Origin of the sequence: Pusillimonas sp., assembly GCF_044464525.1 — a bacterium.
GTDB lineage: Bacteria > Pseudomonadota > Gammaproteobacteria > Burkholderiales > Burkholderiaceae_B > Pusillimonas.
Genome location: NZ_JBIQLE010000055.1, coordinates 1 through 10,371, shown reverse-complemented (window position 1 = coordinate 10,371; position 10,371 = coordinate 1). Strand labels below are relative to the sequence as shown.

13 protein-coding genes are annotated in these 10,371 nt (G+C 62.1%); 3 read left to right on the top strand and 10 right to left on the bottom strand.

Going from position 1 to position 10,371, the window contains the following annotated elements; translation table 11 throughout:
• Positions 1 to 76 precede the first annotated feature (76 nt).
• Complete coding sequence (locus ACIY1O_RS17245; RefSeq protein WP_397476318.1) at positions 77 to 211, top strand: hypothetical protein; 135 nt, start codon at positions 77 to 79, stop codon at positions 209 to 211.
• 111 nt (positions 212 to 322) lie between these two features.
• Here ACIY1O_RS17245 and tnpC read toward each other — a convergent pair whose 3' ends face one another.
• The 3 genes from tnpC to tnpA form a co-directional block, all read right to left on the bottom strand.
• Positions 323 to 1,906, bottom strand: a complete 1,584-nt coding sequence (gene tnpC, locus ACIY1O_RS17240; protein ID WP_397476317.1) for an IS66 family transposase — start codon at positions 1,904 to 1,906, stop codon at positions 323 to 325.
• Positions 1,907 to 1,967: 61 nt separating this feature from the next.
• A complete protein-coding gene (gene tnpB, locus ACIY1O_RS17235; RefSeq protein ID WP_397476316.1) occupies positions 1,968 to 2,303 on the bottom strand; it encodes an IS66 family insertion sequence element accessory protein TnpB in 336 nt (111 codons plus the stop codon).
• The gene (gene tnpA / locus ACIY1O_RS17230) at positions 2,300 to 2,674 is read right to left on the bottom strand and encodes an IS66-like element accessory protein TnpA (RefSeq protein ID WP_397476315.1); all 375 of its coding nucleotides are present in this window, start codon (positions 2,672 to 2,674) and stop codon (positions 2,300 to 2,302) included. The genes tnpB and tnpA overlap by 4 nt, the downstream gene beginning before the upstream one ends.
• 230 nt (positions 2,675 to 2,904) lie before the next feature.
• On the opposite strand from tnpA, the gene ACIY1O_RS17225 reads away from it, so the two are divergent.
• Both ACIY1O_RS17225 and ACIY1O_RS17220 read left to right on the top strand, forming a co-directional pair.
• Positions 2,905 to 3,288, top strand: coding sequence for a type II toxin-antitoxin system RelE/ParE family toxin (locus ACIY1O_RS17225; RefSeq protein ID WP_038211019.1), 384 nt, complete (start codon positions 2,905 to 2,907; stop codon positions 3,286 to 3,288).
• Positions 3,285 to 3,614 carry a helix-turn-helix domain-containing protein gene (locus tag ACIY1O_RS17220; protein WP_038211022.1) on the top strand — a complete coding sequence of 110 codons (330 nt, stop codon included), beginning with the start codon at positions 3,285 to 3,287 and terminating at the stop codon, positions 3,612 to 3,614. The genes ACIY1O_RS17225 and ACIY1O_RS17220 overlap by 4 nt, the downstream gene beginning before the upstream one ends.
• Before the next feature lie 10 nt (positions 3,615 to 3,624).
• Here ACIY1O_RS17220 and ACIY1O_RS17215 read toward each other — a convergent pair whose 3' ends face one another.
• From ACIY1O_RS17215 to ACIY1O_RS17185, 7 genes are all read right to left on the bottom strand, one after another.
• Positions 3,625 to 5,325, bottom strand: coding sequence for a site-specific integrase (locus ACIY1O_RS17215; protein WP_038211024.1), 1,701 nt, complete (start codon positions 5,323 to 5,325; stop codon positions 3,625 to 3,627).
• A 607-nt stretch (positions 5,326 to 5,932) separates the two neighbouring features.
• The gene (locus tag ACIY1O_RS17210; RefSeq protein WP_397476321.1) at positions 5,933 to 6,586 is read right to left on the bottom strand and encodes an ABC transporter substrate-binding protein; all 654 of its coding nucleotides are present in this window, start codon (positions 6,584 to 6,586) and stop codon (positions 5,933 to 5,935) included.
• Positions 6,559 to 7,062 (bottom strand): ABC transporter substrate-binding protein, encoded by a 504-nt coding sequence (locus ACIY1O_RS17205; RefSeq protein ID WP_397476314.1) that lies wholly within the window; start codon positions 7,060 to 7,062, stop codon positions 6,559 to 6,561. The genes ACIY1O_RS17210 and ACIY1O_RS17205 overlap by 28 nt, the downstream gene beginning before the upstream one ends.
• 10 nt (positions 7,063 to 7,072) lie before the next feature.
• Positions 7,073 to 7,801 carry an ABC transporter ATP-binding protein gene (locus ACIY1O_RS17200; protein WP_397476313.1) on the bottom strand — a complete coding sequence of 243 codons (729 nt, stop codon included), beginning with the start codon at positions 7,799 to 7,801 and terminating at the stop codon, positions 7,073 to 7,075.
• On the bottom strand, positions 7,798 to 8,547 hold the full coding sequence (locus ACIY1O_RS17195; RefSeq protein WP_397476312.1) for an ABC transporter ATP-binding protein: 750 nt from the start codon (positions 8,545 to 8,547) through the stop codon (positions 7,798 to 7,800). Before ACIY1O_RS17195 ends, ACIY1O_RS17200 begins: the two co-directional genes overlap by 4 nt.
• Positions 8,544 to 9,422 carry a branched-chain amino acid ABC transporter permease gene (locus tag ACIY1O_RS17190; RefSeq protein ID WP_397476320.1) on the bottom strand — a complete coding sequence of 293 codons (879 nt, stop codon included), beginning with the start codon at positions 9,420 to 9,422 and terminating at the stop codon, positions 8,544 to 8,546. Before ACIY1O_RS17190 ends, ACIY1O_RS17195 begins: the two co-directional genes overlap by 4 nt.
• 71 nt (positions 9,423 to 9,493) lie before the next feature.
• Positions 9,494 to 10,312, bottom strand: coding sequence for a branched-chain amino acid ABC transporter permease (locus ACIY1O_RS17185; protein WP_397476319.1), 819 nt, complete (start codon positions 10,310 to 10,312; stop codon positions 9,494 to 9,496).
• Between the last annotated feature and the right edge of the window lie 59 nt (positions 10,313 to 10,371).

The following is a 10,371-nucleotide window of genomic DNA, read 5'->3' as shown; positions in this document are numbered from 1 at the left end:
CATGCCCTCCGAACCTCAGATGTTGATGGGCTCGGAATCTTGGAACCCGGTTGGCGCTTTGAGGAAAGGGTAGGGGATGGCCAGGATCAAGACCGAGCGAAACCAGTGCCTGCCGCTGTTCGCCAGGATCGCCGTGGAACGGCTCGATGCTGATGCGTCGCTGCGCAAGGCGGAGACGCTGGATGCGCTGCTGGACGCCTACGCGGGGTGATCGTCCTTTTCGTGCAAATTGGTGCGCTTCGAAACGGAAGCACCTTAAAAATCAACAACTTAGGAATATCGTAAGCGGCCAGCCAACACACGTTGACCTCCGCAGCCGGCATCAGTAGGGAGATGCCCAGCGATGCGGCAGAAGCTGCCCGATTTCGCTGGCTCGCTGGGTAGGCAGCCGTTCTAGCACGTCTCTCAAGTAGGCGTACGGATCCAACCCGTTTAGCTTGGCCGACTGGATCAAGCTGGTAATCGCCGCCGCCCGCTTGCCGGCGGCCAGCGTTCCAGCGAACAGCCAATTCTTCCGGCCGGTCGCCCAGGGTCTGATTTGCTGCTCGTCATGGTTGTTGTCAATCGGCAAGCCGGGATGATCCAGGTAACGGGTAAGGGCCGCCCACCGATTCAGGCTGTAGTCCAGGGCTTTGGCCGTAGCACTTCCCTCCGGCACCCGCGGGCGCTGGGCCGTCAGCCATTCGTGCAAGGTGGCGGCGGCCGGCGCCGCCCGGTCCCTGCGTATTCGCAATCGGGTCTCGGCGTTCGCGGCCTTGATGTCCCTTTCGACTTGGTACAGCTGCCGGATCAATTCCAAAGCGGTGCCTGCGATCGAGCTCTTGTTGGCGGTGTAGAGCTCTACGAACTTGCGGCGGGCGTGCGCCATGCAGCCCACTTCGACCACACCTTTTTCGAACAGCGCTTTGTAGCCGCTGAAGTCGTCGCAAACCAGGTGTCCAGTCCATGCGGCCTGGTCCCGTTCTCGTCGTTCGGGATCGTGCCCGAGGAAGATACGGGCATGCTCTCCCGAGCGCCCCGGCGTGAAGTCGTAGACCACTGCCTTGATTGGCTCGCTGGTGGCCGCCGCGTAGGCCCAGAGGTAGGCGCGCTGCGTCTTGCCTTTGCCCGGTGCGAGCATCGCCACCGGTGTTTCATCGGCATGCAGCACCTGGCAGTGAAGCAATTCGGCTTTGAGCGCATCGGCCAGCGGCTCCAGTCGCGCGCCACATTGGCCGACCCAGGCGCCCAGGGTGGCGCGCGGAATGGCCAGGCCGGCGCGGCCGAAGATCGCTTCCTGCCGGTATAGCGGCAGATGGTCTGCATGCTTGGCCACCAGCACCTGCGCGAGCAAGCCCGCCGTCGGGATGCCCTTGTCGATCACCGCTGCGGGCACTGGTGCCTGCACCAGCGTGCGGCATGCCCCGCAGGCCCACTTGCCACGCACGTGCCGTTCCACAGTGAACACGCCGGGGGTGTAATCCAGCTTCTCGCTGATGTCTTCGCCTACGCGCTTGAGGGCGCAGCCGCACGCGCAGGTGGTGTTCTCCGGCTCGTGGCGCACCTCGCGTCGCGGCAGCCGCTCCGGCAGGGCCGCGCGCTTGGGCGTCTTCTTTTCATCGTCGGCCTTTGGCGGCAGCGTGGCCTGCAACGCGGCGAGCTGTTCGTCGATCGCCGCAATATCACCGTCCACCGCCTCGTCGAAGAGCGCGCGCTGCTCTGCGTCCATGCGCTCGCTGACGCGGTCGAACTTCAGGCGCTTGAGCTGCGCCAGCTCGAAGGTGAGTTTGTCGATCTTGGCGTCGCGCCAGGCGATCTCGTGCGCATCGCGCCCGCGGCTGGCCAGCAAGGTGCGGGTCAGCTCGCGCAATTGTTCGACGCCAAGCTCGTCAAGCTGCTGCGGGTCGAGTTGCGCGATGTCGATCATCGGCCTCCAGTGTGACCGCGCCGGGACCACCCCGCCATTCGTGATTTCAGCAATGGACTCGCTACAGCACAGTGATCACGCCGGCCTCGCCGACCCGCTGCCATGGCAGGCCCAGGACCAGTGCGTCGAGTTGTTCGCGCGTGAGTGACGGCGGTGCGCTGCAGCCGGCTGCCGGCCAGATGAAGCGTCCGGTATACAGCCTGCGCGCCGCAAGCCAGATGCCGATTCCATCGTGCACGAGCACCTTCAGACGCGTCGAGCGCTTGTTGGCAAAGACGTAGGCGTGATGAGGTCGCGCAGCGCCAAATACCTGAACTACCCGCGCCAGCGCCGTGTCGGTCCCGGAGCGCATGTCCATGGGGTCAGTGCAAAGCCAGACTGCGTCCACGCGGATCATCGCAGCCAGTCGCGCAACCAGGCCGCGCAGTCGCCAGCCGAGCTCGCCGGCCAGACGATCTTCACCGTCGTGCCCGCTCGCTGCAGTTCGATGCGGATATCTCCCTCGACGGCGGGTGCCGGCAAGGCCAGCGGCACAAATGCCGGTGACGTGGCCATCTCCGCGGCCGCCGGCACTGGGCCAGGTGCGCCCTTGCGCTCTGACCCGGTGACCCACTTGCGCAGCATAGTGGCGTTTAGTCCGTGCGCCAGGGCCACCGCGGCCATCGACACGCCGGGCCGCATGCATTCCTGGACCACCGCCGCCTTGAACTCATCGCTATGCCGCCGGCGTCGGTGCCGCCCCATCAAATCAACCCCGTAAGTGTTCATGTGTCCGCATATTCCTAAGCGGACACGAGGCTCCTACAAGACGACGAGATGGTCAACATGCCTTCCCCAGGCGCTTACGGAATATCTGAATTTCTCGCGAGTCGTCCTTCTCGTGAAAATTGGTGCGGTTTGAGGGTTGCGGCTCCAGTTTCACCAGATGGCCCTGCCATCGATCCACTGGGCTCAGTTCGGATTGACGGCATATGCCCAAATTGGCATAATCGCCTCCAATGCCCCAACCGCCGCGCAAACCGCTCAAATGGGTTGGCTCGGCCAAGCGGGATCTTGACGGAATGCCTGAGGACGTCCAAGACGTGTTCGGTCATGCGATTGACCTGGCGCAAGCCGGCGGCAAGCACCCGGACGCCAAGGCGCTGAGCGGATTCGGTTCCGCCGGCGTGCTGGAAGTGGTCGAAGATTTCCGCAGCGACACGTTCCGGGCGGCCTACACGGTCAACTTCGCAGGCTGGGTCTATGTGCTGCACTGTTTCCAGAAGAAGTCCAAGAGCGGCATCAAGACGCCAAAAGAGGACCTGGACCTGATCAAGGCTCGCCTGAAGGCCGCGGCGCAGGACTTTGAGGCTTGGCGAGCAAAGCAAGGAGTGAAGCGATGAGCCAGAGCAACCACATCACCATCGAAGAAGGTAGCACCAACGTCTACGCGGACCTTGGCTACGCCGACGCCGCCGAAATGCAGCGAAAGTCCCAGCTCGCGGCCGAGATTGCCCGCGCCCTCAAGGCCCGGCGCCTGACCCAACAGGACGCCGCCGCATTGCTAGAAATCGACCAGTCCAAGATCTCACGCATCACGCGGGGGCAGTTCCGTGGGGTCAGCGAGGCGAAGCTGCTGCAGCTGGTCGCAAAGCTGGGACATGACGTGAAAATCGTGATCGGCCCGGTACGACGGCGTGCCGGAAAGATTGAGTTGCAGTTCGCCTGACGCCGCAGCTTCAGGATGGCCGAGCCGCGAATGCATCGCCAATCTGCCGCGCCCGCTTCACTTCGTCGCCGTGAAGGTAGATCGAGGTCGTTGATATCGACGCATGCCGTAAGTTGTCGCGGACGGTGGTCAGTTCGGCCCCGCGAGCCAGTGCATGCGTGGCATGGGTGTGGCGCATCCAGTGCGGGCTGGCACGGCGCAATTTCTCAGCTGTAGCCGGGCTGTCCTTCTCGATGACTTCGGCGACCTTCGTGAAAAAGCGTCGCATCACACTCCACAGCCGCGTCGCGGTGATGCCCGCTGTACTCTCTTGATCGAGGCTGCCAATGAGCGGTGCCAGCGGATCCCATCGCGCGGGCGTGATCGGCAGCTTGCGCTGCATCAGATACCGGTCCAGCGCCGCACAAGCCAATGGCGGCAGCGCCACCTTGCCGGCCTTACTGCCCTTGCCCACCAGGTGCAGCCAGCGATCACCATGCGCATCGGTCTCGATCTGTCCCAGCGTGGCACCGACCAGCTCCCCAATGCGCAGGCCCGTGGCGTAGGCGAAGTCCAGCACGAAGCGCAGGCGCTGCGCCGCCGGTGCCTGCCATCCATGTCCCCATTCCAGGCCTTCGGCGACCGCTTGGATCACTGACCATTCGCCTTCGCCAAAGACCCGGGTAACGGCCAGCGATTCGGAGCGCGATGCGCCGCGCACCTTGATGCCGGCGAACGGGTTGGCCAGCAGGTAGCGCTGCTGGATCAACCAGCGGAACATGGCGCCCACCACCGACAGCGCGTAGGCCACCGATCGGGCTGACAGTCCACCGGTGAACGGCCGCCACTCGGGTGACGAGCGCGGCCGCGCCGGGCCGATCCAGCGGGCCCTGGGCGCCGGATGCCGCAAGAAGGCGCGAAAGGCGACCGCGTCTTCTGTGGTGAGTGAGGACAGCGCCCGGCCGCGCTCGACAACTGCCCAGAGAATCAGCCGCTCGGCCTCCTTGCGGTACGCCCGTTGGGTTGCAACCGACTCGTGCAACGCTAGCCAGGCCTGCGCTGCCTCGTAGTCGTTGTCCGCGTCCAGCGTGCAGGTCGCCTTGGGTGCGCGAAACGCGCCGCGCGAGCCATTGACCTCATCGGGCACACGCAGCCTTTCCCAGGGCACCACGTCATCCTGGGCGCCGATGGGCACCAGCGCGCGGGCTTGCTGCGTCAGGTGCGGGTGCGCTGCGAAGAAGGCTTCGATCTGCCTGGCGCTGGCCGCGCCCAGGCCGGGAATGGCCGTCCACCAGCGCCGGCGCCGAGGAATTCGCACCGTCAGATCGGCCAGGGTGTTGAAGCCATGGGCTTTGATGGCGCCGGCGGCGCGCACCGGCAGCCAGCGATCGACATCGTCCGTCACGAGCGGCGCTGGCGCCGGCAGATGCCGCAGCGTCTCGATCGCATCCAGGACCGCGCGGGCTCGCTGCGCCCGCTCAGCGGCCGGGTGTTCGAGGAGGCTGGCCAGATCTTCCCGGTGCCGCCGGCGCGCGTGCTTGACCAGCTGGCGGCGGACATCGCCCAGCATTGCGCGAGAAGACTGGCCGCTCGCCTTGTCGTGCCCGAGGTACTGCGCAACGGCCGCTCGCGCGCTCAGGCCCGCGTACCAGGCGCGCAGTGCCGCCAGGGCAGCTGTGCCGGGGAAATCCTTCTCCGCGTTCGCTGGCTTGGAGACTCGGGTACTTTTCACGATCGCCAGTTTAGCGGATCAACACGACTATTGCGATAAGAATACTTATCGCCATAGCATTCTCTGCGAATGGTTGTTCACGCGGGTTCGAGGCGTGCGACGGCGGCTCTGGACCAGGGTGGACGTGCCATCTTCGTCATTAATAGGCGCCCGCTGGGCAGTTTGCTCATCGCACTCGCCGAGTTTCGACCTCTGCAAGGATCGCGATGCGTTTGGCTCTTCGCGCGCCGAGCAAGAGGCTGAGAGCAGCCTTTATGCGCGCACGCTTCCGAGGCAGCAGCAGACAGGAGATCGCTGGATGCTGCTCAGCTGTTACTTGCTGAGGGGCGGCGTAACCGGGAATCCATCGCAAGATGGATCCATGCAAATTGTTGTCTTCAAACTTGTCCGCCTGGCAATGCGTGTTCCCATCTCCGACCACCTGAAGGACAAGGTGTTGGACTGGTATGACGTACAACTGAATGGTTGAAGGTGACGGGTGTCGTAGCGCCCAAGAAACTCCCCACTTGGGGTGGCATCGATCGCGGCACTGCTCGTGCGGGGATGTCCAAGGCATTCGCATCCGAGTCAGCGAAGGCAACTTTTGAAGCCGCACCCAACCGGTTCCTCAGCGGCGGTACCTTCCGCTTTCGTCAAGAACGCCGATCTCCACATAGGAGGCGCCCTCACCACCGTTGGGCACGTGGAGGCCCCCAATGTCGATGCGCGATTTGGCCAGCGCCGAACGCAGCAGCTCCGGGCTCGGGTTCGGCCCGGCGCGGCGAAGGCCCTCCACCAGCAGCTTGCCCGCAATATATCCTTCGAGCGCGCCAAAGGTGATCGGAACCTTCGCTCCATCCAGCTTACGGTCGCGCAGGAATTCCCGCACGACTGGACGCGTTTCGTCCCAGGGTGACGGCGTCGTTTGCGTTACTCCAACGCCCCGGACGTGCTCCGGCTTCATTTCCATAAGTTTTGAGCTGTATGCGAGCGAGATCGTATACAGCTGCGATGGCACCCCGCGGTCTCTGTAGAGCCGCAGAAATTCCGGAAAGGTCTGCGACAGATACGCGATCACCACGTCAGCCCGCGCCGCACGAAGCTGGTCTACACCTTTGTCGAAGTCGGTGCTGCTCACGTTAGGCACGGAGACCACGGCCACGTCCTGGCCACCGGTGTCGGCTAAGGCTTGTCGGTAGATTGCGAGGGCGGGGGCCCCGAACGCATCTGCCGGATGCACTAGGGCAAATCTTTTCAGGCCGACTGATCGTGCGTGACGCACGATGCTGCGCACTTCGTCGCCGTACGTGCCGCGCACGAAGAAAGCCTTGCCACCAGTGGGCGAATAGCTAGTGTGCCCGTCAACGGAGCGATCAGCGGCAGATTGCCCGCGGCCTCCACAGCTGCAAGTGTTTGGGCCGTGCCCATGGTCCCGAAGATTGCGCAGAACGGCTGCGAGTCAAGCGCGGCCCGAATGTTGGAAGCGGTCGTTGAAGGGTGAAATTTGTCATCGGCAGTAGCCAGTGTGATTTTGCGCCCATGAACGCCGCCTTCGCGGTTTACGCGCTCCAGCAGCAAATTGGCACCGTCACGATATTCCAGACCCACCCATCGCTGGGGCCCAGACAGGTCAATCGTCTGGAAAACATGGATCCGGCCGTCCTTGATGCAGCTCGACGCATGGACGGGTGCGACACCGCAGCCGAGAGCCGCGACAGTCAGCAGGACGGCAGCCCCTCGCAAGAAAGCCCATTCCATATCAGGTCTCCTAAGAATTATTAAGTGATTGCGTATCACCGCCAACACTAAGCAGTTCAGCAAGGCGCGCTTTGTCACCCTCAAGCACGCCACTGGGTCCAGCGAAAGCGACGCGACCCCGCTGCAGCACGACGGCATCGGCCGCCATGCGCAGCGCGAGTGCCGGGTGCTGCTCGACAACGATGCACGTGAGCCCGCTACGGGCGCTGATCTCTTGGATGGAGCGGCTGAGCTCCTCTACGATGATGGGCGCTAGGCCCTCCATCGGTTCATCCAGCAGCAGCAGTCGTGGGTTCGTAGCGAGAGCACGACCTATTGCGAGCATTTGCTGCTCGCCCCCAGACAGCTGATTGCCGTAGTTCGCAGCCCTCTCGCATAGCCTCGGGAACAGCTGAAATACTGATTCAACATCCCAAGGGCCTGGGCGACGAACGACTTGCAAGTTTTCGCGGACTGTCAACGACGCAAACACTTCACGCTCCTGGGGCACCCATCCAAGTCCAAGACGTGCACGCTTCACGGGGCTGCAACGGCCTATCTCGACACCGTTGAACTCGATCCGCCCGGCGTGCATAGTCGTATTCCCCATGAGCGTTTCGAGGAACGTAGACTTGCCTACGCCGTTGCGGCCCAGTAGCGCAAGCGTCCGACCGGCCTGAATGCTCAGACTCAGGTCTTCAAGTACTACGGCTTGCTGATAGCCAGCAGTGAGTCCAAATACCTCCAGTAGCGGTCTCATGCGGTGGTGCCCAAGTAAACCTGCCGTACTCGCTCGTCGGCGGCCACCTCAGTTGGTGAACCTCTCGTCAGAAGGCCCCCCGCCACGAGCACTGCAATCTCTTTTGCAAACCGGAAGACGAGTTGCATGTCATGCTCAATAAGGACCACACTCAAGTCTGCTGGCAAGCTACCGATGACATCTAGGACGGCCTCGCTCTCACCCTCGGGAATGCCGGCCGCAGGCTCGTCGAGAAACAGGACCCGCGGGCGGCAGGCCAGAGCCAACGCGATTTCGACAAGACGTTGACGTCCGTAGGGCAACTCTTTGACGGGACAGTCGAGAAACCCGGTGAGTCCTAAACTCGTAAGCAGCTGCCCAGCCTCGTCCCAAACATGCTGGTACCGTCGGGCGGTCCTCCAGAAAGTGCTGGTCAATCTTTCACGCTCGAAGATGGCCAATGCAGTGGATTCCCTTGCACTGCTTTCGCCAAACAGAGTGTTGATCTGGAAAGTTCGGACGAGGCCTGCGCGGACCCGGCTGGCGGGCCCCCAACTTGAGATGTCTAGATCTCCTAGCATCACCTGTCCCGATGTTGGGGCGGTGACGCCGGTGAGTAGGTTGATCAGGCTAGTTTTGCCTGCCCCATTTGGCCCAATGAGCGCCAATCTGCAGCCTGGCTGAAATTCCAAACTGAGGTCGTGGACTGCGTAGAAGCCGCCGAACCGCAAGCTTAGATTTCGTGCCGAAAGAAGCGGCGCATTCATCCGCGACCCCCAGTACTTCTGGACACAACCGACCAGAGGCCCCCGCCCTTGTCTACAAGTACAAAAACGATGAGGAAGATCCCCAACCCCACCATCCAGTACTGGGGCTCATAGTGGGAAAGTGCATCGTGAACGAGGACGAACACTGCAGCTCCGACCAGGCCCCCGTAGAGGCGCCCGGTGCCACCGAGGATCAGCACAATGAGGATCTCGGCGGACCTTGCAAACGAAAGACTGTCGATACCAACAAATTGGGTCGTCTGCACCATCAGCGCGCCAGCAGTGGCCGCGAGCGCAGCTGAAATGCAGTAGGCCATCCGGAGCCGAGAATGCACATTGGAGCCGAGTGCGTCCATGCGCTTTTTGTTCTGACGGATTCCCTGCAATGCCATCCCGAAGGGAGAACGAAGCACGACTGCAGACAGTGCCACAGCCAGAACAACAACGACTAGACAGTAGACATATGCCGTCTTGCCTGCCAGGTCGAACCGGAACACTCCGAACAGAGGAGCAATGCTGATTCCCTGCAAGCCGTCGGCCCCACCAGTTATATGACCGAGCTGATTCGCTGCCTCATACAGCAGGAGCCCGAATCCAATAGTGATCATCAAGCGAGTTAGGTCGGCTCCACGAACTATTAGCACGCTACTAAGGTAGCCCAGGAGGGCGCCTGTTGCGCATCCCGCAGCCAAACCAGTTAGCGGCTCGGGCCATACGTGGAGCGAAAATAAGCCCGCCGCATAGGCTCCCGCGCCCAGGAACGCGGCGTGTCCCACGGTCAAGATGCCTGCGTACCCAAGTGCAACATCCAGAGAAAGTGCAAATAGGCCGGTGATTAGGATTTGCGTGACAAGTGGCAGGTAGCCTGGCAGCACGAACGGCAGAAGCCCAAGCAATGCCAAAACGCTGATATGCACAAGGGCTGGGCGAGATAGCGTTTGCAAGCTCAAAGCCCCTTTCTGGGAATGAGGCCGTTAGGGCGCAGCAAGAGCACGGCCACCATAAAGGCGTAGATCAGGAATCCGCCGAATTGTGGAACGTAGTATTTGCCCCCAACGTCCACGATTCCAATCAGCAAAGCGGCCAGAAACGGGCCTGAAATCGTTCCTGCGCCTCCCACACATACAACCATCAAGAAGTGGATCATGTACTTGAAGGGAAACGCTGCGTCCATACCCAGCATGCCAAGTCCTAGAGCACCTCCAAGCCCGGCAAGGCCGCAGCCCAAAGCAAAGGTAAACATGAAGACCGCGTCGACCGGAAGCCCGAGCGCGGCTGATACGCGCTGGTTGTCAACACAAGCACGGACCATCGCCCCCAAACGCGTCTTGAGAACGCCTGTTAAACCTAAGTAGATGAGGACTCCACAGCAAACCAGCATCAACCGGTATCTGCCGAGCTCATATCCATCAATAGACAAGCTCCCCTGCAAGAATGGTGGCAGCTGAAATGGCTGCATCGCGGGCCCAAACGCGATCGTTGCGGCGCCCACGGTGAGGAATACGACGCCTATGCTGACAAGGACCTGCGCCAGTGGCCCACTGCGGTAGAACCGTCTGAATAGTCCACGTTCAGCTATGCACCCGACAAGCGCCGCTACAAAAAACGCTGAGGCTGCAGCCGGGAAAAACCCCATTCCCGTGCGCTGCATCAGCAATCCAGCGGCGAAGCCGCCCACTAGAGCAAACGCACCATGTGCCAAGTTGACGAAGTGCATCACGCCTAGCGTTATGGAAAGGCCTACGCTAACCAGGAAGAGAAGCATTCCATGGTTGACGACAATTACCTTGGCCGGCTGACGACAACTATCTTGGCCGGTTGAGA

Coding starts and splice junctions, on each gene's coding strand:
- ACIY1O_RS17245 (WP_397476318.1), top strand. CDS start 77: ATGGCCAGGATCAAGACCGAGCGAAACCAGTGCCTGCCGCTGTTCGCC.
- tnpC (WP_397476317.1), bottom strand. CDS start 1,906: ATGATCGACATCGCGCAACTCGACCCGCAGCAGCTTGACGAGCTTGGC.
- tnpB (WP_397476316.1), bottom strand. CDS start 2,303: ATGATCCGCGTGGACGCAGTCTGGCTTTGCACTGACCCCATGGACATG.
- tnpA (WP_397476315.1), bottom strand. CDS start 2,674: ATGAACACTTACGGGGTTGATTTGATGGGGCGGCACCGACGCCGGCGG.
- ACIY1O_RS17225 (WP_038211019.1), top strand. CDS start 2,905: ATGCCCCAACCGCCGCGCAAACCGCTCAAATGGGTTGGCTCGGCCAAG.
- ACIY1O_RS17220 (WP_038211022.1), top strand. CDS start 3,285: ATGAGCCAGAGCAACCACATCACCATCGAAGAAGGTAGCACCAACGTC.
- ACIY1O_RS17205 (WP_397476314.1), bottom strand. CDS start 7,062: ATGGAATGGGCTTTCTTGCGAGGGGCTGCCGTCCTGCTGACTGTCGCG.
- ACIY1O_RS17200 (WP_397476313.1), bottom strand. CDS start 7,801: ATGAGACCGCTACTGGAGGTATTTGGACTCACTGCTGGCTATCAGCAA.
- ACIY1O_RS17195 (WP_397476312.1), bottom strand. CDS start 8,547: ATGAATGCGCCGCTTCTTTCGGCACGAAATCTAAGCTTGCGGTTCGGC.
- ACIY1O_RS17185 (WP_397476319.1), bottom strand. CDS start 10,312: ATGCTTCTCTTCCTGGTTAGCGTAGGCCTTTCCATAACGCTAGGCGTG.